Here is a 25,900-nt window from a genome sequence, read left to right as displayed (position 1 = left end):
TCACTTATGCGTAACTTTTCCATCAAGGGAGATATTAAGGTGAGAGCCATCTCGCGTTGCCCAACCTAACTGAGCTTTACCTGTTCGTGATAACTGGACATCCCACTCAAATGCCTGGCCCGCTGTACGAGATGGGCCTTTAACCCATTCATTCCCAAAATTGTCAATGTAACCTTTATTTGGGCCTCTTGGCAGAGGTTGAGATGCAGAGTACCCCTCTGGCGGTATATAACGAATTTTACCTTCATTCGGTAGCTGAACATAGTTGATACGACCTTTAGTCGACCACGGTTGCGCAGCTCCGCCTGTGCCTGAGGGATTGAAAGGTGGCTCTTCTATATAAGCGGGATTCTTACCTGTCTGCGCCGAACTACTTCCCTTCATCCCATAAACCGCGCCACCAATCGCCGCTGTGGTATGAACGCCAGCCATCGCGGTATAGAGGCCGTCTGCTGTCTCCTTACTCACACCCCAGTTTTCAGCGATACGGTTAACGTTGGCTTCGCGCTCCGCTTTCGCATCCGCCGAGGCATACTGCCACATCAGCGCGTCAACCTGACCTTTTCCTTCTTTATAAACGCTGCCCATCGTGCCGATATACTGGCCGTCGAGCTGCTGGTCATAACTCTTCGACATCGCTGCCAGTTCCTGCCGCATTCCCTGGCAGGCTGCTGAAGAAAGCCCTTTACAGGCTGAGTCTAACGCTGCATCGAATGCCTTATCTTTCGCATTCAGGTCACTGATTAACTTCTCAGCCTGCTGTTTCTTTTCGGCTTCCAGATACGGCAGCGACCACTTCGCATCCTGACGCTGCTTCTCGCCTTCGGCGTGCAGCGCATTATTCTCAACCGCGTTCTTAGCCGCCTGAGCCCCCGCAACAACATCCGCCGTGCTGTCACCCACAACGCCGCCCGCAAGACCCGCCGCCAGCGTACCCAGCGCGCTTATCGTCTGCCGCTGCTCCTCAGACAGGTCACTGCGCTTAACCCCCGGATACAGCTGCTGCGCGATGTATTCGCCCATCATCGCGCCCGAGGCTCCGGCCAGCGCAGCATTGCCCGCCGCGTACGAGGTTACCGCACCCAGCACCGCGTGCGCCATCAGGTTCGCCTGGACATTAACCTTACCGTTCGCGTCCGTGGTCAGCTCGTGTATCTTTTCCGCCAGGTACGGTGCCGACGCGCCGCTTATCGCCTGCGCCACGTTCCCGCCCGACAGGCCCTGCACTGCCGCCGTCACTGCGCTGATGCCCTGCTGCAGCGACGAACCCGTGCCGAACGGCTTCATCGCGTTGTCATACGCCCGCTGCGATATATCGGCTTCCGTATAAGGCTTACCGCTTGCCGACAGCTGCTCACGCGCCGCCTGAAGAGCCGCCGGATCCTGCTGCGCCTTCAGGCCCGCTATCTGGCCCTGCGTCCGTGCGATATCCCCCGCCTGAGCCCCGATTTCCCCGATAAGCTGCGCCTCCTTCAGCCGGTTCTGCTCCTTCTCCTTATCAAAGATGACGTCCAGCCCCGGGTTCGCGTTCGCCACGTCGCGACTCAGCTCTGCCACGTCCTGCTTCTGCTTCGACGGGTCGCGGATGATTATCGTGCCTTCGCTCACCGCCGCCTTCGTGGTGGAGTCCGCGCTGCCGCTGTCGTTCAGCCCCGCCAGCATGCCGTTCGCCATGTTCCCGGCGAACTGACCGCCCACGCTGCCGCCCGTGCTTATCCCGGCGCTCTGGTGCTCCACCTCATATTCCGCGTGGTTATCAATATTGCCGAAGCCCAGCGTGCCGGTGTCGAGCCGGTTCTTATCGGCGGTGGCCGTTGAGCTGATGACCGCGCCGTTCAGCTGCGTGTGCTCATCCACCGTGACGTCAAAGCCGCCCTTCCCGGCAAAAATCCCGGTCTGCTCCGCCACGCTCTGCCAGCTGCTGTGCATCTTATCCCGGCTCACGTTCACGTTCGCCGACCCGGTCATTGAGCCGAAGGTGAAGCTGCCGCCCGCGCTGGCGCTCTGCTGCTTACTGTCGTAGCGGTCGCTGTCCTGCTCCGAGGTCAGCGTCAGGTTGCGGCCCGCATCCACCTTCACGCTCTCACCGCTGGCCTGCGCGCCCATGAGCGTGATGTCGCGCCCGCTGGTCAGGCTGAGCCGGTTGCCCGCGTCCAGCGTGGTTTCGCCGTGCGTCAGCCCGTTGCCTTTTTCGCTGCCCTTCGCCGCGTTGACGCTCGCCGATACCGTGATGCCGTACCCGCCCGACCCCACGCCGATGCCGATACCGACGCTGCCGCCCTTGCTGCTGCTGGTGCTTTCAGTGCTCTGCGTGTTCTGCGCCGACTGCAACAGAATGTCCCGTGACGCATCCAGACCCATGTCGCCGCCCGCCTTCAGCTGGCTGCCGGTGATGCTGATGTCGCCGCTCTGCGCCGTACCGTTTTTGCCGGTTGCCGTGACGGTCAGATTCCGGCCCGCCGTCAGCGTACTGCCCTTCGACTGACTGCTTTCAGTACGCGTTTCGCTTTTCGACGACTGGCTGCCGTACGAGGCGCTAACGCCGATGGTGTTGGTCGATCCCTCCTGATAGCCGTCCTGCCCGGGCTTCAGGTCGCCGGCGGCATTGTGCGCGTCCGCGGCGGCAGTGTTCAGCCCGTCCATCTGAGCCGCCTGCGCCGCCTGCACCCCGTTCAGCGCCGCCTGGGTGTTCTGCAGCGCGCTGACCCGCCCGTCGCCCGACTTCCTGGCCTGCTGCGCGCTGCTGACCGCCGTGTTGAGCGCACTTCCTGCCGCACCCGACAACGCCAGCGTCAGTCCGCTCTGCTTCGACTCGGTCTTCTCGGTGCGGGTCCGCTGGTCAACACCCGGATCGATGCTCACGCTGTCGCCCGTCAGGTTCATGTCTTTACCCGCCACCAGGTCTGCGCCGCCGACGTGCAGCCGGTTGCCCGCCGTGACGTTCACGCTGCCCTGGCTGCTGCCGACGGTGCTGACGCTCTGACTCTGGGTGGTACCCTTCTCATCGATTTCATGGCGGGTCGACTGCTTGCCGACCGTGAAGCCGATGCCGCCGCTGCCCAGCAGGCCGCTCTTTTTGTTCTCCTGCAGCTGGTAGTGACTGTCGGTCTCGGTCGCCGCGCCGATCTCCACGTCGCGCCCGGCCCGCAGATTGACGTCCTGGTCGGCAGCCACCGCCGATCCGGTCACCGTCAGGTCGCGTCCGGCGATGACCGTGACGCTTTCGCCGCTCAGCAGGCTAGCGTTCTCACGCGTGGTGACGTCCCGCGTCACGCTGTGACCGCTGCTTTTGTTCAGCAGACCTTTATTCTCTGAGCGTTCTTCACTGTAGAGCGACTCACGTTCGGTGGCGGTGTTCAGTACCACGTCCTGTTTTGCCTGCAACCCGACCGCGCCCTGTTCGCTGTGCAGCGTACTGCCGGTAACGGTGACGTCGCCCTCGCGCCCGATCACCGTCACGCCCAGCTGCCCGCTGAAGGTGCTGCCGGTGCTGCTCTCACGTGCAGTTTCCTCTTCACGGTGGGTGCGGGTATTACCCTCGCGCTTGTTTTCGCTGTCCTGAGCTACCAGGCTGGCGCGTGCGTCTTTAATGGTAACGTTCTGCGCGCTGACGCCAATGCGGCCCTCTGTACTGTCAACCTGCGCGCCTTCGGCCAGCAGGTTATTACCCGCCACCAGCGTCACACCCTGAGCGCCGCTCAGGGTGCTGAGCAACAGACGATCTTCCTGGCGACTATTGCTGACCGACGAGGTCCGGCTGTCGGCCTCAAGATGGGTGGTATTGGTGGTGGTTTCAGCGCCGATGCGGATGTCGCCGCCAGCCTGAACCCGGGCAGAGCCGGAGGCGCTGGCCTGGCTACCGGTCAGCGTCAGCTCACGACCGGCCGAGAGCAGAAGATTGCCACCGGCGTTAAGCTCGCTGCCCTGCGCCTGCTGCCACTCACCGCTGACCTGCGCCATGCGCTTACCCGCCTCTTCCAGGCCGTCCCTGGTGCGGTTGCCCATTGCCCCGGAGATAACCTCCAGGCTGCCGCTGTGGCTGCTTTTTGCGGTACCGATCTCAAGGTTATTGCGTGCGCTCAGGCTGAGATTATCGGTGGCATCCAGCTTCGCGCCCTGCAGCCGGATATCAGCCCCGCTGAGGCTGATATCGTCAGCACTCATCGTTGCCTGACGAAGGGCATTCTGCAGATCGGTGCTGATCGTGAGGCTTTCCGCCTGCACGTCGATGCTGCCCGCCTTAATATCGCCGCCCAGGTGCTGAAACTGCCCGCTGTCTATAGAGAGCGCCTGGTCTGCAAACAGATTACCGGCATTGGTCACGCTGTCCGCTGAGAGCTGCAGGTTACCGCCGCCAATCACCGCGCCCGCGCCAGTCAGGCGCAGCGTGGTCTGTGCCAGATAAACTTTCGGCACCCACACCGTCTGAGGGCCGTCTGCCGTATCAACCGTTTCGCTGACCAGCCAGACGATATCCTGTTGCAGCGCCGCAATCTGCTGCGGCGTCAACGCCACGCCCGGCACCAGATGGAAATCCTTCGCCACTTTAGAGCCGTTGTTCATTAGCTCCTGATACTGCGCCATCGCATCCCAGCCGTTAACGGAAGGCCTGCCGGTCAGTTTCAGGACCTGCTCGCGAACCAGACGCTGCTCATAAAAACCGTCGCCCAGGCGTTTATGCACCTGTGACGGGTCGTAACCCACCCGTTCAAGCAGATAGTCGCTGCTGATAAATTTGCTCTTGCTGGTAAAACGCTCGTCAGTCACGATCAGATACGGGCTGCCCGCCGCGGTATGCTGGCTGAACAGACCATTATTGGGGATGGTTGTGGCGACCTTCTCCAGCTGTTGTAGCGACGTCAGAGCCAGCTCAGCCGGTAACAGTGGGCGACCCGATGTGTTATCACCCGTCGTAAGTTCTGTGTCGCCGTCATGGCGGGCGACCCCGTCCACGGTAAAGGCCAGTGGGTTACGTTCATACTCAGCGCGCTCAGCGTCCACTGCCTGCAGCGCCGCTTCAAGCTGGCTTATCTGTGCCTGATTAACGGTGGTATTGCTGATGCTGGCCCCGTTAATGCTGACGTTGCCGTTGCCGGTAATGATGCCGTCAACGGTTGCCAGGGCGGTGGTCTCATCGGAATTGAAGGTCGGATACCAGTGGCGCGTGCTTCTGTCGTAATGATCGACAATAACTTCCTGCCGCCGCTCATTGATCGAATAGCCCCGGTTGTCGATGCTTCCGCCGCCATCCAGTGTCAGATTGCCGTTAGCCGTGATCACGCTGGCATCATTAAGTAACGCTCCGGTGATGCGCAGGAGCATGTCGCCACCCGCCAGAATACGTGCACCGATACCTTCATTGACCAGTCTGTCACGCGTCAGGGTGCCGGTTACGCTACGCTCACGCAAGGCGCTGTAGTCGCTGATAAAGAGGGCGTTATTGATATCGATATGTTGTTCAGGGTCCCATTGTTCGATACGACCACGGTCATGTTCACGCCATACGGTGTTCTGGTAAGGAGTCGGCACATTTTTCTGCTTAAATCCGCGCGTTTCATAGAACGTCATGGCATACGTGCCATCGGCGCTGGGGTTCAGTGCCAGATAGTTAACCCACAGATCGGTCAGCACGCCCTGATTGTTCATGACCCGTACCTGAGCGCGTTTGCCCGCCGCGTCAATCGCCAGAAGGGTGCCGTAAGGATTGCTCTGCGCCGCGGCCTCATCCTGGAAAGTCAGTTGCTGAGTGGACGGTGCCATACTGCTTTTATCGGGCATTATCGTCGTACCAAACGAGCGCCAGTAGTAGTTATAACGATGCCACTTGTAGTCGCTGGTCTCAGCCTCACGCTCTATCACCAGCCCTTCGCGCAGGTTATTGAGCCGCCGCGCCTCCAGCGTCATATCACCGTCCGCTTCAATAAAGCTCGCCCGGTTCTCGATCAGGTCATCGCTATGCAATGACAGGCGATTGCCGCTATAGAGCAGCGCACCATCTGTGTTGCTCAGCCGCTCGCGGGCCTGCAGGGTCAGGTTTTGAGTTGCCGCAATGACCGCAGGCTGTCCGTGGTTGTCGATCACCCGGCCACGCACGGTGACCTCATCGCCTATCACGGTGGCACGGTTATCCAGCGAGTCGACACTCAGCGTCAGGTCGTCGGCTTCAAGACGCCCGCTGTTCAGCAGCGCACCGGTCGTGAGCTGAACTGTTTTGCCCACCAGCATCGCCGGGTTGGTTATGCCTGCCGCATTCAGCACCAGATTACCCGGCAGCAGCCAGTCCACCAGGTTAGTAAACGCCCCGCTCAGAGAGACAGTCACCGTGCCGTTACTGCTGATGGTTTCGCTCGCCTGGCGGGTGTAGTCCTGTTGCGCGGTCAGCGTCAGAGCTTGCAGGCCCAGCAGCGTGCCGCCCTGATTATCGAAAGAGTGTGCATGGATGTTTAATGCGCCAGCACTCTCCAGCCGTCCGCTCTGATTGAGCAGCACCAGCGGTGAATCAGTCGGTGAGAGATCACCGTTGAGGGTGAGATCGCCATTCGCCAGCACCCGTCCCTGCCGGTTGTCCAGCTGTGCAACACCGCGCAGCCTGAGCGTTCCGGCGCTCTGCAGCCGTCCGCCGCTATTATCGATATCACGTGCAGTAATGTCGGTGTAGGTGGTGCCGAGTAACAGTCCGCCGTCGCGGTTGATAAGGCGATCGGCCTGCAGTGAGAGCCCCGCCTGACTGCTGATCACACCCTGGGTACTGTTATCGATCGCCGTGGCGTTCAGCACTAAATCCTGGGTGGCCACAAGCTGGCCGCCCTGATTGTTCAGTTGTGCGGCTTCAAGGGCCAGCGCCGCGCCGCTGTGGACTTTGCCCTGCTGGTTGTTGAGCGTGCCGACGTGATAACTTCCCGCGCCCTGGCTGATCAGTGTGCCGCTGGCATTCTCCAGCTGCCCGGTGGTCAGATTAATCGCTTCACGGCTGCTGAACACGCCCTGACGGTTGTTGATCGCTGCGGCATTGATCTGCTGCCCGCCATTACTGCGTACCGCGCCGCCCTTGTTATCAAACTGCCCTGACAGCTGAAGTGTCAGCTGTTGCTGGCTGTCGATATTGCCGCCTGTGTTGTTCAGCGTCTGCGCATCCAGCTGGAACGCTTCGCCGCTCTGGATCTTACCGGCCTGGTTATGCACATCCCCGGCCAGATTCAGCTTCAACTGCCGCTGACTGTAGAGCAGACCGCCCTGGGTGTTATCGAGTCGCGCAGCGGTAATAGTCAGCCCCTCACCAGCCAGCCACTGGCCATCCGCATTGTTAATGTTACCGGTGCGGCTGCCTTCGGTCTGACCCTGAACGGTAAGCTGCTGCTGAGCAGAGACTTTACCGGCCAGGTTGTTGATATCCTGCGCAATGCGTAACGCCATGCCAGCAGCCGATTGCAACACGCCGCTGGCGTTACTAAGCCAGTTCGCCGAGAGTTCAGCCTGCTGCTGACTTTGTACGCTGCCCGCCGTGTTATCGAAACCGGCAGTCGTGGCAGTCCAGCTTCCCTGGCTGCCCATCCAGCCCTGCGTATTGCTCATCTCCTGCGCCTGAAGCGTCTGGCTTAACCGGCTGAAGATGCGGCCATTGCTGTTATCCAGACGACCAGCAACCTGCATATCCAGCGTATCCAGCGCATTGATCGCGCCCTGAGCATTCAACAGATTTGCGGCGCTGGCCTGCGTGCGGCCATTACCGGTCAGGGTGCCACCCTGATTGTCCCAGTCGCCCGCCAGGTTCAGCGTCAGTGCCTGCTGGCTGAGAATCTGCCCTGACTGGCGATTGTTCAGTGCGCCGCCCTGCAGCAGCAGATCGCCGCCGCTTTGCAGCGATCCGCCATCGTTATCAAATAGCGTCGCTGCGGTGCCATGGACCGCGAGGGCATTTTTCGCCGTGAGTTTGCCGCTCTGGTTGAGGATATCGCCACGGCTGGTCAGCTCCAGATCACCGCCAGACTGCAACCGGCCGCTGGCGTTATTGAGCTGATCTGTCGTCGCCGTGACTCGCTCACCGCCCTGTGCCGTTCCGTCGCGGTTCTGCCAGAGTCCGCCGCTGTTGAGTGAGAGATGATGACCCGCTTCGATCCAGCCATCGCTGTTATCCAGGCCCTGTAGTGTCGTCAGATCGAGATCGCGCTGGCTGACGATCTCGCCCTGCACATTATTCAGATGCTGCGCGGTCAGCGACAGCTGACCGCCGTTCAGGGTGCCAGCGTGATTATCGAGATCACCGCCCGCGCTGAGCGTCAGCGCATCACCGGCCAGCAGCTTACCCTGACTGTTGTTTACAGCCGTGCGGGCATTGATAGCCAGCAATGCCTGGGTTTTGACGGTGCCACCCTGGTTAGTCAGGCTGCCTGTCTCAAGCGTCAGATCGCCGTTGTTACCCAGCTCACCCGCGGTATTGTCGAGCAGACCGTCAATCCGCCATTTTTGGGCGGCGTTGTCGAGTGCGACCATGCGTCCACGCTGGTTATTGAGCGAGGCGGCCCGGAAGCTGAGTTGCCGGCTCTCAATCGCTCCGTCGCTGTTATCCAGCCCACCACTCAACGTGAAGCGGCTTTCGCCACTTCCGGTCTGCGACCATCCGGCCTGCTGGCTGAACAGGCTGCGTCCATCAATCTGCCAGCGCCCGGCGCTAATCTGCGCCTGCTGCGCCTCGATATCACCTGCCGTGTTAATCACCAGCTCCGTGCCATTGATCACCGCCTGCCGCACGGCAACTCCACCCTCCTGAGCCGTCAGCGTTGCGCGGCTGGCGGCGACCTGAGCGCCACTGAGATCGACCCGGCGTCCGCGTGCGCTGACCTCTTTTTTGCTCAGCAGGCTGCCACTGGCGCGAATGGTATCCTGGCTCTCCAGCTGCAGATTAGCTTCCTGCACAACCTGGCTGCTGGCATCGCTGCCTGCCAGCAGGTGTCCGCTGCTCTGGATGCTGCGGGCCGCCGTCAGCCGCACATCACCTGCCGCCGCCAGGGTGCCGGACTGAGTGATTCCGCCTTCGCGGCTCCGGACCGTCAGCTGACCGCCACTGTGGAGCTTGCCCTGATAATCGATATCCTCTCTGGCCGCAAGACTGATGTCGCCTCCGGCCTGCGTCACGCCATCCTGCGCCGCCGACTGCCAGACAAGCTTACCTTCGCTGCTCACCACCAGCGTTTTGCCCGCCTGCACCTGAGCGTTCTGATTTCGCACGCCGACGCCCGCTTCGGTGCCAATCATGCGGATCTGGCCGCTGTACATGCCGCCCATCTGCCCCATGTCGATCGCCAGTTCAGGTCTGGCGCTGCCGTCATCAGCCAGCGGTGTGACCGTCTGTGCGTCTGCGCTTACGCGATTGCGACCGGCCACCACCGCCAGCTCTTTTTTGGCCCAGACGCCCGCATTGATCTCCACCGCGCGGGCCAGTACGTCAACATACTCAGTATCATGACGGGGATCGCCGTTGAGTCCGCCGCCTTCAATGCGCACCACGCCGCGTTCGACCTGATAACCCGCCAGACTGCCGTCAGCGTTGAGCTGTGGTTTGCCGGTGGTCAGCGTCATGCGCCCGGCGTTGATGGTGCCGCATCCGTTACAGACAATCCCGGCCGGGTTGGCAACGATCACCTGCGCCCGTCCGCCCGCCACTTCCATATAACCGCGCAGCTGGCTGGGATTATTGCTGTTTACTTCGTTGATGATCACCCGCGCCGCTGGGGTCTTTGGGTTGAGATTCGGGTTGCCCTGAATCATTCCGGCCAGTTGTGTTGAGGTCATCACTGCGGAGTTATTCAGGATGGCGCCGTTCTGCGCGACGTCGAATTGCTGATACTGGTTATGCGAGATACCCGCCTGATTGGGGGCGGTGATATTAACCTGCGGCAGCCCGTTCTGGGTGGCGATGACGTCCGGCCGCTGTTCTGGCGTAGCATTGCTATCCGCCACAATGCCGTTCGCCATTGCAGGCCCGGCAAACAGGGCCATTCCCAGCAGCCACGCCGCGCGGCGTAAAGTGACCCAGAGACGCGGCGCGCCGTTGCCACGGCTCTGGCCGGGCTCCGTGCTGCAACTGCGGGCAAGTTCTGACACCACCCGGAGTTCCCCATGGGTGCGGCTGAAGATAATGCGATAGCAATGTTTATTCATGGGTCACATCCATGTGAAAGTCACTCTGTTCAGATAGCGGGATCGCCCGCTTTGGTGGTCAGATTTCCAGGTTAACGCTGAAACCCGCCGTCGCGCCTGAGGTATGAAAACCCGCAGGTTTATAGAGCGGAATGCCCGCAAACAGGTCGTAGCTGAAGCGCCCCCAGAGCGCGCCGCGTACGCCTATTGCACTGCCTGCCAGCTGATGCCCGACAAGATCGCGAGTCGCAGGTCCGCTTACCCGGCCATAATCGGCAGCCAGATAGAGCTCATGCCCGCACGAGAAAAGATTCCAGCCGATTTCATTACGCCATAGCAGTCCTTTTTCCCCCGACAACATCTGTTCACCGTCGAAGCCGCGTACCGTATAACGGCCGGCAATCGCCATTCGCTCCTGTGGCGTCAGGGCATTCGGACTCCATTGTCCCCGCACACTGCTGTAGACCCGCCAGGGCTGCTCGCCCAGGGCGAAAGGATGGTTGATGCCGAGGTCGCCCAGCAATATGCCGGTACGCGCGCTGCCCTGATGACGCGACTCTTCTGGTGCAGGAAGCGCATTAAACGCCCCGGTACCGCGCCGCCAGGCGATACTGGCGTCCAGCGTGCTGCTGCCCAGATAGCTATGCTGATTCAGGCCCAGTTCCCAGCCCGCGGTGCGCCGCTTTTGCTGCACAATGTCGATATCGTTGACGGCGTTGGTGGAATGTTTGCGGTAGCCACGCAGATTAAGCGTGGTTTTGTTCGACTGATCGCGGTAGAGCAACCGGGAGACCGTGAGCTGGAAATTATCGCTCTTGCCGCTGTAGCGCAGCACCTCATTGGCATTGGGGATGTTCTGGTGATAGGTGTAGTCGTTGTAGTTGGCGGAAACGGCCCAGTAGCCTATCGGGAAAAAGTAATTCAGGGTGTGCGAGCGGTTACCGAACGGCCCATGCTCAAACAGATTTTTGCCAATATTGGCGTAAAACAGATCGTTCTGCGCAAAGGGCGCATCCACTGCGAGGGTGGCGGAACCGAGGTAGCGCCCGGTACTTCTGGAGCCGCTGTCATCCAGTCCCAGACTGAGCCGCACCGGTCTGCCTTCGCGCCAGTTGACCTGCAGATCGCTGGTGGCTTCCTGCTCGCCCGGCACGATTTTAATGTCGGCACTGGCACTGGGCACCCGCTTGAAGTTTTCCAGCCCCTGCTCAATATCCCGCAGATTTAATATCTCGCCCGATGACGCCGGAATCGCATTCCACAGCCGTCCACGCCAGGAAACCGGTTCATCAAAACGGATCCTGCTGATACGGCCCGGCTGTAACGTCAGCGTTAACACGCCTTTGGTCAGATCCTGCTCCTGTGCCATGACGCGGGTGGTGACATAGCCTTTGGCGAGAATTGCATTCTGCACTTTGTTAATGACCAGCACGATGCCCTGTCCGCCCAGGCAGCGGCCGGTGGCGTCCGCGGCGGCGTCGAGCGCCCACTGAAAACCGCTGGCTTCGTCGCCAGTCAGGGCGATCTGATTGATGGTAAAGCAGGGTTGCTCACCGGCAGGATAACCGGGCAGACGACTATCAGGACGGGGAAGATGTTCATTCGCCTGCGGCGCATTCTGCTGTTGCAGCACGCGCTCGCGCATCTGCTGACGCAGTTGCTCGCGGGCATCAATCGCCTGGCCTTCTTCGCGGGGATTATCGGCTGGCGGGGCTGCCATCAGCGGGGAAGCAGAGCAGAGCAGCGCGCCTGCCACCATGGTGAGCAGACGCACTGGCGGATGACAGAGCGATAAACAAATCCTTTTCATGAAAATTCCATTTCACTAAATGTAACCGGGTGTAAATTCTGGCGAATTATCCATCAGGAGAGGGGAAAAACAAGAGGGCTGGCTATTTTTAGGGCGGTTTCTTAACCTCCGCATTGATGAAAAACCTTAGAGTATGACAGGAGAAAAATTAACAATTAAACTTTTGATATATAGACACAATATTTATCGCCTAGCGCATCACCACAGCCGATTTCTGATGACCGGCAATGGCAGTTTAGGCACTTTAGCGTATTCATTTGCATCCTAAAAAATGGCCGCTATAGCGGTCACACTCAGGTATGAGTTGAAGGCATCAGGCCAAAAAATCCCATAAAAAAAGGGACGATTGCTCGTCCCTTTTTCGCACAACAAATAGCATTACTGTAGCAGCGAGATATCCGCGACCTGCAGGAACAGCTCACGCAGTTTTGACAGCAGCGTCAGGCGATTAACCCGCACCGCCTGATCGTCGGCGTTAACCATCACTTTATCGAAGAAGTTGTCTACTGCAGTACGCAGCTGTGCCAGTTCGACCAGCGCATCCTGATAGCGGCCTTCAGCGAAGTAAGGCTGCAGCTTGCTGCTCAGCGCATTGACAAAGGTCGCCAGCTGGATCTCTTCATTCTCTTTCAGCAGCGACGCCTGCACGCTCTCATTCAGCGTTTCAGTCGATTTTGCCAGAATGTTAGAGACGCGCTTGTTCGCCGCCGCCAGTGCTGCGGCTGCTTCCAGCGTACGGAAGTGCGACACCGCTTTCATGCGTGCATCAAAGTCAGCCGGACGGGTCGGACGACGCGCCAGAACCGCCTGCAGCGTGTCGATGCTGTGACCCTCTTCCTGATACCAGGCGCGGAAGCGACCCAGCATAAAGTCGATCACATCATCCACCACGCGGGCGTTGCTCAGCTTGCTGCCATACAGGCGCACCGCTTCTTCGGTCAGAGTCTGCAGGTCGAGCGGCAGGTTCTTCTCAACGATGATACGCAGCACGCCCAGCGCCGCACGACGCAGTGCGAACGGATCTTTGTCGCCTTTTGGATGCTGACCAATGCCGAAAATACCGGCCAGCGTATCCATTTTATCGGCAATCGCCAGTGCACAGGCGACAGGGCTGGACGGCAGAGCGTCACCGGCAAAGCGCGGCTGATACTGCTCATTCAGCGCCACCGCCACATCTTCGGCTTCGCCGTCGTGACGCGCGTAGTGCATGCCCATAACGCCCTGGGTGTCGGTGAACTCGAAGACCATGTTGGTCATCAGGTCACACTTCGACAGCAGGCCCGCGCGGGTGGCGTGATTCACATCTGCGCCAATTTCACCGGCAATCCAGCCCGCGAGGGCCTGAATGCGATCGGTTTTATCACGCAGCGTGCCCAGCTCTTTCTGGAACAGCACCGTCTCCAGACGCGGCAGGTGATCTTCCAGACGCTTTTTGCGGTCGGTATTAAAGAAGAATTCCGCATCGGCCAGGCGTGGACGTACCACCTTCTCGTTGCCGGAGATAATCTGGCGCGGATCGCTGGATTCGATGTTGGTGACGAAAATGAAGTTCGGCATCAGGTTGCCGTCATTGTCATACACCGGGAAATACTTCTGATCGCCTTTCATGGTGTAGACCAGCGCTTCCGCAGGTACCTTGAGGAATTTCTCTTCAAAGGTCGCGGTCAGGACCACCGGCCACTCCACCAGCGATGTCACCTCTTCCAGCAGGCTGTCGCTGATATCAGCGTTGCCGCCTAAACGGCGTGCTGCTGCTTCAGCATCGGCTTTAATCATCGCTTTGCGGACCTGATAGTCGGCAATGACCTGGCCGCGTTTTTCCAGCACATCAGGGTACTGATCGGCGTTGTCGAGCGTGATTTCGCTTTCACCCATAAAGCGGTGACCACGAATAATCCGGTCTGACGCGATGCCCAGAATGGTGCCAGGGATCAGCTCATCGCCCAGCAGCATCGTCACGGTGTGAACCGGACGAACGAACTGCACATCGCTGTTGCCCCAGCGCATCAGTTTTGGCACCGGCAGCTTGCTGAGCGCGGTAGCGATCATTGCGGGCAGCAGCGCCTGAGCCGCTTCGCCTTTAACCTGGGCGCGATAAACCAGCCATTCGCCTTTATCGGTGGCGAGACGTTCAGCCTGATCGACGGTGATGCCGTTGCCACGCGCCCAGCCTTCAGCGGCTTTGGTCGCGTTGCCGTCAGCGTCAAACGCAGCAGAGATCGCCGGTCCGCGCTTCTCTACTTCCCGATCGGGTTGTGAGGCGCTCAGGTTTGCGACTTTCAGCGCCAGACGACGCGGCGCAGCAAACCAGCTGACCTCGCCGTGGCTCAGGTTAGCGGCATCCAGTTCAGCAGTGACCTGCGCGGCAAAGGCTTCTGCCAGGCTGCGCAGGGCTTTTGGTGGCAGCTCTTCGGTGCCGATCTCCACCAGGAAGGTTTGTTCAGTCATGGCTGCCTCTTACTTTTTGTTATTGCACATCGGGAAGCCCATTGCCTCGCGAGAGGCGTAGTAAGCTTCAGCCACGGCTTTGGTCAGGGTACGAATGCGCAGAATATAGCGCTGACGCTCTGTTACCGAGATCGCTTTGCGGGCATCCAGCAGGTTGAAGCTGTGTGCCGCTTTCAGAATGCGTTCGTAGGCGGGCAGTGGCAGCGGTTTTTCCAGCGCCAGCAGATGCTGCGCCTCTTTCTCATACTGCTCGAAGCAGGTAAAGAGGAAATCAACGTCGGCGTATTCGAAGTTATAGGTGGATTGCTCCACTTCGTTCTGATGGAACACGTCGCCGTAGGTGGTTTTGCCCAGCGGACCGTCGCTCCACACCAGATCGTAAACGCTGTCGACGCCCTGGATGTACATCGCCAGACGCTCCAGACCGTAGGTGATCTCGCCGGTCACCGGCTTACACTCCATGCCGCCAACCTGCTGGAAGTAGGTGAACTGCGTCACTTCCATGCCGTTGAGCCACACTTCCCAGCCGAGTCCCCAGGCACCCAGCGTCGGGTTTTCCCAGTTATCTTCCACGAAGCGAATGTCATGCACCGTCGGGTCCATACCCAGCTCTTTCAGCGAGCCAAGATAGAGCTCCTGAATGTTGTCCGGTGAGGGTTTGATGATCACCTGGAACTGGTAGTAGTGTTGCAGGCGGTTCGGGTTTTCACCGTAGCGGCCATCGGTAGGACGGCGTGATGGCTGCACGTAAGCGGCGGCGATCGGCTCCGGGCCGAGTGCGCGCAGGCAGGTCATCGGGTGTGAAGTGCCAGCGCCCACTTCCATGTCCAGCGGTTGGACAATGGTGCAGCCCTGACGCGCCCAGTAATCCTGCAAGGTCAGGATCAGCCCCTGAAAGGTTTTGGTATCAAACTTTTGCATGTTGAGTGTGCACGCGCTTCGGTTAGATTAAAAAAAGAGGCCGACAGTATACCCTTTGACCGCGCGATGTGCAGCCGTAAATCCCAGGCGCTACCGGCGCGTTTTCGCGGTGATTCAGGGCGCTGGCATACAGATGGCTCCGAATCCTGCTGGCAGCAGTTGTTGCTCTGGTCGCATTTGGCTACCCTTTTGCGCACGGACGCGATGCGCAAGAGGATGCCATGCCGCATAAGATTTACTGGATCGATAATTTACGCGCGGTTGCCTGCCTGATGGTGATCGTGATTCACACCACCACCTGGTATATCACCGGGCCGATGGCGGTGACTGGCATCACCTGGGATGCGGCTAATCTGCTGAACTCAGCATCACGCGTCTGTGTTCCGCTGTTCTTTATGATCTCCGGCTATCTGTTTTTCGGCGAACGCAGCGCCCAGCCGCGCCATATGCTCCGGCTGGTGCTCTGTCTGCTGTTCTACAGCGCGGTATCGCTGGCCTATATCACCTGGCTGACCCCCATCAGCGAAGGGCGATCAATCCTGAAGATGCTGCAGAAGCCGGTGTTTTATCACCTGTGGTTCTTCTTTGCGCTGATCGGCATCTATCTGCTGTCGCCCCTGATCCAGGTAAAAACCGTGCAGGCGCGCTACGTGGCGCTGCTGGTGCTGGTGCTGGCGGTGCTCGCCAATCCCAATACGGTCAGCCAGTCGCTGGGGCCGTTTCACTTTCTGCCGGTTAATCTCTATGTCAGCGGTGACAGTATCTACTACCTGCTCTATGCGCTGCTGGGACGGGCTATCGGCACGATGGAGACGACCCGGCGCGGCCTGACGCCGCTGGCTGTCGGGCTGTTTATCGCCTGTGTGATTGGCATTACGTTAGGGACGAAACAGGCGCTGATCGTTAACGGGGCGTTTAATGACACCTGGTATCTCTACTGCGGACCGCTGGTGTTTATCGCCGCGATCAGCCTGCTGATCGTGTTTAAAAACAGCCTGAACCAGCGCACCCTGCCCGGTTTAACGGTGATTGCGCGCTATTCACTGCCGATCTACGGCTTTCATGCGCTGTTCATTCACTACCTGCGAACGCATCATTACGATGATATGTCACGTCCGTGGCTCGACCTGCCCTGGGTGTTCGGGCTGACGCTGGGCGGCAGCCTGCTGCTGGGTATGGCACTGAAACGCGTCGATACCCGTCACTTTGTCAGCTGATTGGCTTCACGCTGGCGGGCGCGCCGTAGCTGGCGCGCCGATGAAAACCCCGCCGCCAGCGCCGCTTTTTCGGCAGATTCACCCTGCTGCTGACGCTGGCGTGCCACGCCAACCCGCAGCTGCTCATGGTATTCACGCACGCTAATCCCCAGATGCTGGCGAAACAGCCGCGCCAGATGGCGGCTGCTGACATGCGTGCGTCCAGCCAGCTCGGTCAGGGTCCAGCCGTGCTCAGGATGGGCAATCATCAGATCCTGCGCCCGATGAATGGCCGGATGCATGTGGTTGCGGTAACGCAGCCACGGCGAAAGTTGCGGATCGTCACCGGCCCGGCGGAACCAGACCACCATCTCCCGCGCTACCGCCAGCGCGGTTTGCGTATCACAGAGCTGATTAATCAGATGCAGCGCCAGATCGATTCCCGCCGTGATGCCTGCGCTGGTCCAGATATTCTCATGCCCGACAAACACCCGGTTCTCCTGCACCCGTGCGCGCGGGGCCGCGGCTTTCAGGCGGGCAATCACATCATGATGGGTGGTGCAGAGCACGTCATCCAGCATGCCTGCCTGCGCCGCCAGCAGCGCTCCCGAGCAGACGCAGACCAGCATAAAGGTCTGCGCGCGCAGCGCGGCGTGCTGGCGCATCAGCCAGTCGCGAGCCTCTCCGGCCTGCGGCGTGGCGTAACAGACCTGCGAGTCATAGACGCCAGGCACCACCAGCAGACTCCCGGCGGGCAACTGATCAGGTAACGGTTCGATGCCGCCAATGGTCATGCCGGTGGAGCAGACCACCTCCGGCTGCGGGCCGATGTAGCGCAGCGTAAAGTGATCGCCCGCCAGCTTCAGCGTCTCGGCCGGTCCGGTGAGATCCAGCGCCATCACGCCGGGCAGGGTTAAAAACCAGACGGTGTGTGTCATGCTGGCCCGCGCTACACCAGATCCCAGCCACGGGCGCGCCACAGCGCAGGCAGTTGCGCCATATCGTCGAAGCGCGTCACCAGCGGATGATCCAGTTCAGGGTTGTGCGGGTCAGCGCAGTAGTAGTAGACCGGAATGCCAGCGGCGATACCGGCGCGGGCACCCGCTTCGGAGTCATCCACCAGAATGCAGCGCTCAATCGGCACCTGCATCTGTTCCGCCGCGTGGTACATCAGTTCCGGATCGGGCTTCCAGTGCAGAATGTCATAGCCGCTGTAGAGGTGCTCCGCAAACAGCGGCAGCATGCCGGTTAAGCCCAGCGAGTGCTGCATCTTTTTTACCGTCCCGTTTGAAACCACGCACATCGGCACCTTGATCTGCTCAACCAGCGCTTTCGCGCCCGGGATGGGCTGCAGTTGCTGATCAAACAGCCGCGCGACCTCTGCGCGATAAGCAGTCTCCACCTCTTCCATCGGCAGCGTCACCTGATGCGCGTCGCCGACGTCACGAATAATGTCGTAGAGTTTGACGCCCTTATACTTCTCAAACATCTGCTGCAGCGACAGTTCCAGGCCGTAACGGGCAAAGGTATTGACGTAGGCCTGGGTACAGAGCAACTCACTGTCCACCAGCGTGCCATCGCAATCAAAAAAGACGCATTCTACTGACATCAGACTCTATCCTTCGATTCAGGGGTATGCTCCACACTCTACCGCACTCAGCGCAGATTGCGAGACTGGCAATCGGTTGCGAAAAATCATTGTATTGCCCCGGTAAAATCGCCAGGATACGCGCCGATGATTTTTTCTTCTGGATGGATGGCATGAGCAAGCAAGGCGTTTTGCAGCGCATCTTCAGGCTGCAGGAACATGGCACCACGGTGCGCACCGAAGTGATCGCGGGTATCACCACCTTTCTGACGATGGTCTACATCGTCTTCGTCAATCCGCAGATCCTCGGCGTCGCCGGCATGGATACCCAGGCGGTGTTTGTGACCACCTGTCTGATTGCCGCTTTCGGCAGCATTCTGATGGGACTGTTTGCCAATCTGCCGGTGGCGCTGGCGCCTGCAATGGGGCTGAACGCCTTTTTCGCCTTTGTGGTGGTCGGGGCGATGGGCTATTCGTGGCAGGTGGGTATGGGCGCGATCTTCTGGGGTGCGGTCGGCCTGCTGATCCTGACGCTGCTGCGGGTTCGCTACTGGATGATTGCCAATATCCCGCTGAGCCTGCGCGTCGGCATTACCGCCGGTATCGGCCTGTTTATCGCCATGATGGGGCTGAAGAATGCCGGTATTATCGTGCCGAATCCCGATACCCTGGTGGCCGTGGGGAACCTGACCTCGCACAGCGTACTGCTGGGCGCGCTGGGCTTCTTTATCATCGCTATTCTGGCATCACGCAATATCCACGCGGCAGTGCTGATCTCGATGGTGGTTACTACCGCTATCGGCTGGATGCTGGGTGACGTGAAGTTTGTCGGCCTGTTCTCTGCGCCGCCTTCCATTACTTCTGTGGTCGGCCAGGTGGATATCAAAGGCGCCTTCAACATCGGCATGGCGGGCGTGATCTTCTCCTTTATGCTGGTCAATCTGTTCGACTCCTCCGGCACGCTGATCGGCGTCACCGACAAAGCGGGACTGACCGATGAAACCGGCACTTTCCCGCGGATGCAGCAGGCGCTCTATGTCGACAGCATCAGTTCAGTGAGTGGCGCGCTGGCAGGCACCTCATCCGTGACCGCCTATATCGAAAGCACCTCGGGCGTGGCGATTGGTGGCCGTACCGGCCTGATGGCCGTGGTCACCGGCCTGCTGTTCCTGCTGGTGACCTTCCTGTCACCGCTGGCCGCGATGGTGCCGTCCTACGCCGCTGCGGGCGCGCTGATTTACGTTGGGGTGTTAATGACCGCCAGCCTGTCGCGCGTACGCTGGGATGATTTGACCGAAGCCGTTCCGGCGTTTGTGACCGCCGCCATGATGCCCTTCAGCTTTTCCATCACCGAAGGCATTGCGCTGGGATTCATCGCTTACTGCGTCATGAAGCTGGGTACTGGCCGCTGGCGTGAAATCAGCCCCTGCGTAGTAATTGTTGCTCTGCTGTTTGTGCTGAAGATTGTCTTTGTAGACGCGCACTAAGCGCATTCAGGGCCGCAACCTCCGGGTTGCGGCTTTTTACATTTCAGGATGCAGGCTGCGCTCGCTGGGCAGGCTGGTCAGCCGCAGAGCATGAGGCCCGATGTTGGGCTTACCCATCTCTATTTCGCGTAATGCGTGCCACTGAAAGGCGTTATCCATCTCCCACAGATGCAGACGCTGAGTCGCAGACGACAGCGCGCACGACCAGACCAGCATAGGCTCCGCATCACACACCACCTGAATATCGGGATAGAGTGAAGATCGCAGCCGACCCGCACCGGGCAACAGGCGCAGCGAATCCAGTCCCCGATCGCCCTCTCCCGTCAGCTTGAGAATGCTCTGGCGTAATGTCCAGATCTGCGTCACCGCCTCCATGGCATCCTGCTGGGCATTGATCCAGGCGATCTCGCCCGAGGTTAATCCCTGAATCAGCTGCTCCTGAGTCTGACGGCTTCTGGCATGCACAATCTCCATATCCAGACCGGCACGTCCACCCTCTTCGGCCAGCAGCACACCCACCGTATTGCCCGCATAGGCGATGCTGAAATCGGGCAGATCGCTGTCAGCAAAAACGGGGCGTCCGTTGCTCTGGATAAGCAGGCGCGGCAGTTCACCAATGCCATAAACCCGTAGCATCAGTTGTGCCAGCAGGGTACGGGCGGCAAGAAATCGCCCACGGCGTTTGTCAGCAAACTGCTGTGCCGTGTCGGTGATAGCCTGGGGAATGCGTAAATCATTAGCCGGGAAGCCGGGATCGCCCGTCCAGCGTACAAAATGACCAGCCATCTGTCGCTCCGTGAAAATGGTCAGATAATCATCAGAAGCATTGTAGGAATTTTCTTACCTTAATGCACCTGGCAACGCACAGATTGGGGTAAATTCGGATTAGGATGAGCAGAGTCGCGAGGGAGAGCTAACCGGACAAAAGCGTCACGATGCCCATCTTCAACAGCTTAAAGGAATTATTGCCGCTGCCTGTCAGCACAGAATAACAGGAGGGTCAGCCATGTTGCTGGACGAAATGGTGAAACGAGAGCGCAGCCTGCACAGTGCCAGGCGACGGGACCTGGCGTGGCTGGAGCAGATACTCCATCCTGACTTTTGTGAGATAACCCGTTCAGGACGCTTTGTGACTCGCGCGCAGACCATCGCGGCGCTGATAAAAGAAGATGCGATGCCCGATATGCTTAGTAGTAACTTTCAGCTGGTGAGCACGGGCGAGAGGAGTCTGATACTGCACTACCAGAGCTGTGATGCCGATGGCAGTCGGGCCGCACTGCGCGCCTCACACTGGCTGTGCGAGGGTCAGAACTGGCGAATGGTGTTTCATCAGGGGACGCCTGCAGAAAATGCTGCGCCGCTGTGACACGCTGTTTATAAGGTCATCCGCGTCGCGATTCGAATCGCGACGCGGGCAGCATCAGGCGAAACGGCTCGCCTGCTCAAAGCTCAGTCGCGGCAGGCGCGGATGCAGTTTTGATGCATCACCGTAGCCGAGGTTAATCAGCAGGTTAACCTGATACTGACCGTCGGGGAAAAAGGCGTCATTGACTTTGGCCGGATCAAACCCGGACATCGGACCGGCATCCAGACCCAGCGAACGCGCCGCCAGAATCAGGTAGCCCGCCTGCAGGCTGCTGTTACGGAAAGCGGTCTCTTTTGCCGCCTCGGGACTGCCGGTAAACCAGCTGCGCGCATCAGCATGGGGGAACAGGGCGGGCAGCTGCTCATAGAACTCGCGATCCCAGGCCACAATCACCGTGACCGGCGCGCTCATGGTTTTTTCCAGATTGCCGGAAGAGAGTGCCGGTTTCAGCTTCTCTTTGCCTTCCGCCGAGGTCACGAAAACAAATCGCGCAGGCGAGCAGTTCGCCGAGGTTGGGCCCAGTGCCGTTAAAGCATAGAGCTGCTCCAGCAGGGCGTTATCGACGGGCTTAGTCTGCCAGTAACTGTGGGTGCGGGCGTCATTAAACAGCGTGTCCAGTGCGGCAGTGTCGAGCGGTGTACTCATGCAACTCTCCTGTTTCAGGCGAAAAAGTTCGCCCAACGGTGTTCACGTAGTGGGTTTGCGTCCGGTCCGGCGCGGCGGAATGAGGCGGGGATTATTCACCGCAATCCGTCGCCGCACGTCAGATCGGCGCTTCAACCGTTATACGGCAATGCCGTGCCGCCGCAAAATAACATATCAGCAAGAATCAACGCAGAAGCGGGAATAACAGGGGAGCAGCGTGGCAGGAAATCTGGCCTGACAGCAGGACGCTATCAGGCCAGCACGGTTATTTACCGATACAGAAGCTGGAGAAGATGCGACCCAGCAAATCGTCAGAAGTGAACTCGCCGGTGATCTCGCTTAATGCCTGCTGGGCAAGACGCAACTCTTCCGCCAGCAACTCACCGGCCCAGGCACCGAGCAGCTGCGCTTTACCCTGCTGTAAGTGCGTTGCCGCCAGCTCCAGCGCCTGCAGATGACGGCGACGCGCCAGGAAGCCGCCTTCCATATTGCCGGCGAAGCCCATGCTCTGCTTCAGGTGATCGCGCAGCTCGTCCACGCCCGCGCTGGTGCGTGCCGACAGGCGAATCAGTGAGTGACCATTTACTTCTGTCAGACCGAGAGACTCCCCGGTAACATCCGCCTTGTTGCGGACCACGGTAATCGGCAGTTCGGGCGGCAGACGGGAGACGAAATCGGGCCAGATAGCCGCCGCTTCGGTGGCATCGGTCGTCGTGCCGTCCACCATAAACAGCACCCGGTCAGCCTGTTCGATCTCCTGCCAGGCGCGCTCAATCCCGATGCGCTCCACTTCGTCGCTGGCTTCACGCAGACCGGCGGTGTCGATGATATGCAGCGGCATGCCATCAATATGAATATGCTCACGCAGTACGTCACGGGTGGTGCCTGCGATATCCGTGACGATGGCGGCGTCACGGCCCGCCAGCGCATTCAGCAGGCTCGATTTGCCCGCATTAGGCCGGCCCGCAATTACCACTTTCATCCCTTCACGCAGCAGGCTGCCCTGACGCGCTTCGGCACGGACGGCATCCAGGTCGCCGATCACCGTATTCAGCTGCGCTTCAATTCTGCCGTCAGAGAGGAAATCGATCTCCTCATCCGGGAAGTCGATAGCGGCTTCGACATAGATCCGCAGGTGAGTGAGTGCTTCCACAAGATGATTGATACGGGTGGAGAAGACGCCCTGCAGGGAGTTCACGGCCGAACGCGCCGCCTGCTCAGAGCTGGCATCAATCAGGTCGGCAATCGCTTCGGCCTGCGCCAGATCGAGCTTATCATTCAGAAACGCACGCTCTGAAAACTCACCCGGCTGAGCGATACGCACGCCAGGCAGCGCCACGATGCGCTTCAGCAGCAGATCGAGGATCACCGGGCCGCCGTGGCCCTGCAGCTCCAGCACATCTTCACCGGTAAAAGAGTGAGGACCGGGAAACCACAGCGCAATGCCCTGATCCAGCACGCGGCCATCACTATCGGTGAACGGCAGATAATCGGCGTAACGCGGCTTAGGCAATTTGCCCAGCAGCTGGCGGGCGACCTCTGCCGCCTGGGCGCCAGAGACGCGCAGAATGCCTACGCCGCCGCGTCCGGGTGGCGTCGCCTGGGCAACAATGGTATCGCTGTGGCTCATAAATTTTCTCTCGCTACAAAAAACACAGGCGGTCGCTTTGACCGCCTGAGAATAGACTATTTTAGGGCGGGATTGCTCCCGCTCTGGATCGCTTACGCTTTCTTCTTGTCGCGGCTATGCAGACCACGTTTTTCCAGGCCGCGATAAATCAGCTGCTGCTGGAGAATGGTGACCAGGTTGCTGACGATATAGTACAGCACCAGACCTGACGGGAACCACAGGAAGAACACGGTGAAAATCACCGGCATATACGTCATGATCTTCTGCTGCATCGGATCGGTCACGGTGGTCGGTGACATCTTCTGAATGAAGAACATGGTGATGCCCATCAGAATCGGCAGGATGTAGTACGGGTCCTGCGCTGACAGGTCATGGATCCACAGAATAAATGGCGCATGACGCAGTTCAACCGAGCCTGACAGCATGTAGTAAAGCGCCAGGAAGATTGGCATCTGAATCACCAGCGGCAGACAGCCACCCAGCGGATTCACTTTCTCTGCTTTATACAGCGCCATCATTTCCTGGCTCTGCTTCTGCTTGTCATCACCCAGACGCTCACGCATCGCCTGAATTTTCGGCTGCAGCATGCGCATCTTCGCCATCGAGGTGTACTGCGCTTTGGTCAGCGGGTACATGATGCCGCGCACGATGAAGGTGATCACGATAATGGAGAAGCCCCAGTTACCGATGAAGCTGTGGATAAATTTCAGCAGTTTGAACAGTGGCTGAGAGATAAACCACAACCAGCCGTAATCCACGGTCAGATCAAGGTGCGGCGCAATCGCTGCCATCTTGTCCTGAATTTCCGGGCCGACCCACAGCGTTGCACCCAGATTCTGCTGTGCGCCCGCGGCAATGGTGACCGGTGCAGATTTATAGCCAATCGCCGCCACGCCATTACCCAGGTTGCTGGTGTAAAGGGTGTTGGTGCCTTCGGTACGCGGAACCCATGCCGTTGCAAAGTACTGCTGCAGCATCGCAACCCAGCCATTGCTGGTGGTGGCGTTCAGGTTCTCGTTATCCGCGATGGTGTCGAATTTATACTTCTCATATTTCGACTCGCTGGTGGAGTAGGCCGCGCCACGGAAGGTGTGCAGAGCAAAGTTGTTGCTGCCGGTATCACGATGCTTAGGCAGATCGATGGTCTGCTTCAGCTGGCCAAACAGCGACACTTCCAGCGGCTGCTGGGTGGTGTTGTTGACATGATAATCGACATTAACGGCATATTCGCCACGCTTGAAGATGAAGGTTTTGGTGTAAACCACGCCATTTTCAGCGGTGTAGGTCATCGGCACACGCAGTTCGGACTGGCCATCAGCCATCTCGAAGTGATCCTGCGCAGCGTTGAACAGCGGACGCGCGCCGTTGTTCGGGTTATCCGGGCCATTACGACCAGTCAAACCACTCTGTGCCTGATAAAGGAACGCTGGCGTTGTTTCAAGCAGCTGGAACGGCTGGTTAGAACCCAGTTTGTCCGGGAAAGTCAGCAGCTGTGCTTGTTCAACATCACCGCCTCGGGTGTTGATATTCAATGACAGGACATCAGTCTTAACGGTGATCGTCTGGCCCTGACCGCTGGCCGGTACACCCTGACTGGCGGTATCACCCGCTACGCTGTTTGTGCCTTGTGTGGTCTGCGTCTGCTGTGGCTGCGGAGCGTGGTCCGTCTGCCAGGCTTGCCAGATCATAAAGGTCACGAACAGAAAAGCGATGAGAAAGAGATTGCGTTGCGAATCCATCGTTAATGTTCTCTGGTATCAAAGGTTTTTGGCGGCACAGGATCGTCACCACCCGGGTTCAAGGGGTGGCATTTTAATACGCGTTTTAATGTCAACCAACTGCCTTTTATCAGGCCGAACCTGCGTAATGCCTCAATTCCGTAATGAGAGCAGGTCGGGTGAAACCGACAGTGTGGTCCCAGTAATGGACTGATGCCGCGTTGATAGACGCGTATCAGGACGATCAGGAGCCGCGCGCCAGGCGACAGTGACGACGCCATAATTTCTCCAACGCTTCCGCCAGCATACGGTTATCCAGATCGGCAACCCCCTTCTTCGCGACCACCACGAAGTCCATCGACGGCAGTTCATGTTGACGCAGACGAAAGCTTTCGCGGGTCAATCGCTTGATCCGGTTGCGTTCATGAGCGCGTTTCACATGTTTTTTAGCGACGGTGAGACCGATGCGGGGATGCCCCAGCGCGTTAAGGCGGCCGAGAATAGTAATTTGCGGCGTGCCAGCCCGTTGTGGCTGCTGGAAGACGAAAGTGAAATGAGTGGGAGTTAACAAACGTAACTCCCTGGGAAATGCGAGCTTACCCATCAGGGCTTGCTTTATTACTTAGAAACGGTCAGACGAGAACGGCCTTTAGCACGACGACGTGCCAGAACCTGACGACCATTTTTTGTTGCCATACGAGCACGGAAACCGTGTGAACGGTTGCGCTTCAGTACGGACGGTTGAAAAGTGCGTTTCATGGCGGTTTCTACCTAAACTTGAAAATTTTCACTGGGTGACGCGTTTCGGGCCAGAAAATCGACCTACGCCTCAATGTGTCTTTAATAAAGAGGCGGGATTGTAATAATTGTACAGTCCCGAGTCAATTTACTTCGCGTGTCATAGTGCCTGAAAACCCGCATACAGCCCGCAGAGTCCCGACTTTGCGCCTGATG

At 59.0% G+C, this 25,900-nt stretch carries 16 protein-coding genes; 3 read left to right on the top strand and 13 right to left on the bottom strand.

Annotated elements, in window-relative coordinates; all coding sequences use genetic code 11:
• From HFD87_RS17175 to glyQ, 4 genes are all read right to left on the bottom strand, one after another.
• Window positions 1-10,158 carry a hemagglutinin repeat-containing protein gene (locus HFD87_RS17175; protein WP_243207486.1) on the bottom strand — a complete coding sequence of 3,386 codons (10,158 nt, stop codon included), beginning with the start codon at window positions 10,156-10,158 and terminating at the stop codon, window positions 1-3.
• A 58-nt stretch (window positions 10,159-10,216) separates the two neighbouring features.
• Window positions 10,217-11,947 (bottom strand): ShlB/FhaC/HecB family hemolysin secretion/activation protein, encoded by a 1,731-nt coding sequence (locus HFD87_RS17170; protein ID WP_061703514.1) that lies wholly within the window; start codon window positions 11,945-11,947, stop codon window positions 10,217-10,219.
• 378 nt (window positions 11,948-12,325) lie between these two features.
• A complete protein-coding gene (gene glyS, locus HFD87_RS17165) occupies window positions 12,326-14,395 on the bottom strand; it encodes a glycine--tRNA ligase subunit beta (protein ID WP_167423716.1) in 2,070 nt (689 codons plus the stop codon).
• A 9-nt stretch (window positions 14,396-14,404) separates the two neighbouring features.
• Window positions 14,405-15,316: a glycine--tRNA ligase subunit alpha gene (gene glyQ / locus HFD87_RS17160; protein ID WP_010258942.1), complete on the bottom strand. Its 912-nt coding sequence runs from the start codon at window positions 15,314-15,316 to the stop codon at window positions 14,405-14,407.
• Window positions 15,317-15,537: 221 nt separating this feature from the next.
• Here glyQ and HFD87_RS17155 point away from each other — a divergent pair, with 221 nt between their 5' ends.
• Entirely contained in the window at window positions 15,538-16,533 is a 996-nt protein-coding gene (locus HFD87_RS17155) for an acyltransferase (RefSeq protein ID WP_167423715.1), read from the top strand.
• Here HFD87_RS17155 and HFD87_RS17150 read toward each other — a convergent pair.
• Window positions 16,518-17,450 carry a GlxA family transcriptional regulator gene (locus HFD87_RS17150; RefSeq protein ID WP_167423714.1) on the bottom strand — a complete coding sequence of 311 codons (933 nt, stop codon included), beginning with the start codon at window positions 17,448-17,450 and terminating at the stop codon, window positions 16,518-16,520. The two genes, HFD87_RS17155 and HFD87_RS17150, sit on opposite strands and share 16 nt — an antisense overlap.
• 11 nt (window positions 17,451-17,461) lie before the next feature.
• Window positions 17,462-18,121, bottom strand: a complete 660-nt coding sequence (yieH, locus tag HFD87_RS17145) for a 6-phosphogluconate phosphatase (protein ID WP_010258939.1) — start codon at window positions 18,119-18,121, stop codon at window positions 17,462-17,464.
• 152 nt (window positions 18,122-18,273) lie between these two features.
• On the opposite strand from yieH, the gene HFD87_RS17140 reads away from it, so the two are divergent.
• Entirely contained in the window at window positions 18,274-19,587 is a 1,314-nt protein-coding gene (locus HFD87_RS17140; protein ID WP_010258938.1) for an NCS2 family permease, read from the top strand.
• Between the two features lie 36 nt (window positions 19,588-19,623).
• On the opposite strand, the gene HFD87_RS17135 is transcribed toward HFD87_RS17140, so the two are convergent.
• Window positions 19,624-20,373, bottom strand: a complete 750-nt coding sequence (locus HFD87_RS17135; protein ID WP_010258937.1) for a 4'-phosphopantetheinyl transferase superfamily protein — start codon at window positions 20,371-20,373, stop codon at window positions 19,624-19,626.
• Window positions 20,374-20,593: 220 nt separating this feature from the next.
• On the opposite strand from HFD87_RS17135, the gene HFD87_RS17130 reads away from it, so the two are divergent.
• Window positions 20,594-20,953, top strand: a complete 360-nt coding sequence (locus HFD87_RS17130; RefSeq protein WP_167423713.1) for a DUF4440 domain-containing protein — start codon at window positions 20,594-20,596, stop codon at window positions 20,951-20,953.
• A gap of 54 nt (window positions 20,954-21,007) precedes the next feature.
• Here the strand turns inward: HFD87_RS17130 and HFD87_RS17125 are convergent, their stop codons facing one another.
• From HFD87_RS17125 to rpmH, 6 genes are all read right to left on the bottom strand, one after another.
• Window positions 21,008-21,598: a malonic semialdehyde reductase gene (locus HFD87_RS17125; protein ID WP_167423712.1), complete on the bottom strand. Its 591-nt coding sequence runs from the start codon at window positions 21,596-21,598 to the stop codon at window positions 21,008-21,010.
• Window positions 21,599-21,863: 265 nt separating this feature from the next.
• On the bottom strand, window positions 21,864-23,228 hold the full coding sequence (mnmE, locus tag HFD87_RS17120) for a tRNA uridine-5-carboxymethylaminomethyl(34) synthesis GTPase MnmE (RefSeq protein ID WP_122459560.1): 1,365 nt from the start codon (window positions 23,226-23,228) through the stop codon (window positions 21,864-21,866).
• A 92-nt stretch (window positions 23,229-23,320) separates the two neighbouring features.
• On the bottom strand, window positions 23,321-24,967 hold the full coding sequence (gene yidC, locus HFD87_RS17115) for a membrane protein insertase YidC (protein ID WP_010258933.1): 1,647 nt from the start codon (window positions 24,965-24,967) through the stop codon (window positions 23,321-23,323).
• A 2-nt stretch (window positions 24,968-24,969) separates the two neighbouring features.
• Entirely contained in the window at window positions 24,970-25,227 is a 258-nt protein-coding gene (gene yidD / locus HFD87_RS17110) for a membrane protein insertion efficiency factor YidD (protein ID WP_008926397.1), read from the bottom strand.
• On the bottom strand, window positions 25,191-25,550 hold the full coding sequence (gene rnpA / locus HFD87_RS17105) for a ribonuclease P protein component (RefSeq protein WP_008926396.1): 360 nt from the start codon (window positions 25,548-25,550) through the stop codon (window positions 25,191-25,193). Before rnpA ends, yidD begins: the two co-directional genes overlap by 37 nt.
• Window positions 25,551-25,564: 14 nt before the next feature.
• Window positions 25,565-25,705, bottom strand: coding sequence for a 50S ribosomal protein L34 (rpmH, locus tag HFD87_RS17100; protein WP_003849659.1), 141 nt, complete (start codon window positions 25,703-25,705; stop codon window positions 25,565-25,567).
• Between the last annotated feature and the right edge of the window lie 195 nt (window positions 25,706-25,900).

The organism is Pantoea sp. EKM21T (assembly GCF_011800405.1).
GTDB classification, from domain to species: Bacteria; Pseudomonadota; Gammaproteobacteria; order Enterobacterales; family Enterobacteriaceae; genus Pantoea; species Pantoea agglomerans.
Note: the sequence above shows the minus strand (reverse complement) of the source record. Positions and strands in the feature narration are given on the sequence as shown.

Coding starts and splice junctions, on each gene's coding strand:
- HFD87_RS17140 (WP_010258938.1), top strand. CDS start 18,274: ATGAGCAAGCAAGGCGTTTTGCAGCGCATCTTCAGGCTGCAGGAACAT.
- rnpA (WP_008926396.1), bottom strand. CDS start 25,550: ATGGGTAAGCTCGCATTTCCCAGGGAGTTACGTTTGTTAACTCCCACT.
- HFD87_RS17150 (WP_167423714.1), bottom strand. CDS start 17,450: ATGACACACACCGTCTGGTTTTTAACCCTGCCCGGCGTGATGGCGCTG.
- mnmE (WP_122459560.1), bottom strand. CDS start 23,228: ATGAGCCACAGCGATACCATTGTTGCCCAGGCGACGCCACCCGGACGC.
- HFD87_RS17170 (WP_061703514.1), bottom strand. CDS start 11,947: ATGAAAAGGATTTGTTTATCGCTCTGTCATCCGCCAGTGCGTCTGCTC.
- yieH (WP_010258939.1), bottom strand. CDS start 18,121: ATGTCAGTAGAATGCGTCTTTTTTGATTGCGATGGCACGCTGGTGGAC.
- HFD87_RS17130 (WP_167423713.1), top strand. CDS start 20,594: ATGTTGCTGGACGAAATGGTGAAACGAGAGCGCAGCCTGCACAGTGCC.
- yidD (WP_008926397.1), bottom strand. CDS start 25,227: ATGGCGTCGTCACTGTCGCCTGGCGCGCGGCTCCTGATCGTCCTGATA.
- glyS (WP_167423716.1), bottom strand. CDS start 14,395: ATGACTGAACAAACCTTCCTGGTGGAGATCGGCACCGAAGAGCTGCCA.
- rpmH (WP_003849659.1), bottom strand. CDS start 25,705: ATGAAACGCACTTTTCAACCGTCCGTACTGAAGCGCAACCGTTCACAC.
- HFD87_RS17125 (WP_167423712.1), bottom strand. CDS start 21,598: ATGAGTACACCGCTCGACACTGCCGCACTGGACACGCTGTTTAATGAC.
- HFD87_RS17175 (WP_243207486.1), bottom strand. CDS start 10,158: ATGAATAAACATTGCTATCGCATTATCTTCAGCCGCACCCATGGGGAA.
- HFD87_RS17155 (WP_167423715.1), top strand. CDS start 15,538: ATGCCGCATAAGATTTACTGGATCGATAATTTACGCGCGGTTGCCTGC.
- yidC (WP_010258933.1), bottom strand. CDS start 24,967: ATGGATTCGCAACGCAATCTCTTTCTCATCGCTTTTCTGTTCGTGACC.
- HFD87_RS17135 (WP_010258937.1), bottom strand. CDS start 20,373: ATGGCTGGTCATTTTGTACGCTGGACGGGCGATCCCGGCTTCCCGGCT.
- glyQ (WP_010258942.1), bottom strand. CDS start 15,316: ATGCAAAAGTTTGATACCAAAACCTTTCAGGGGCTGATCCTGACCTTG.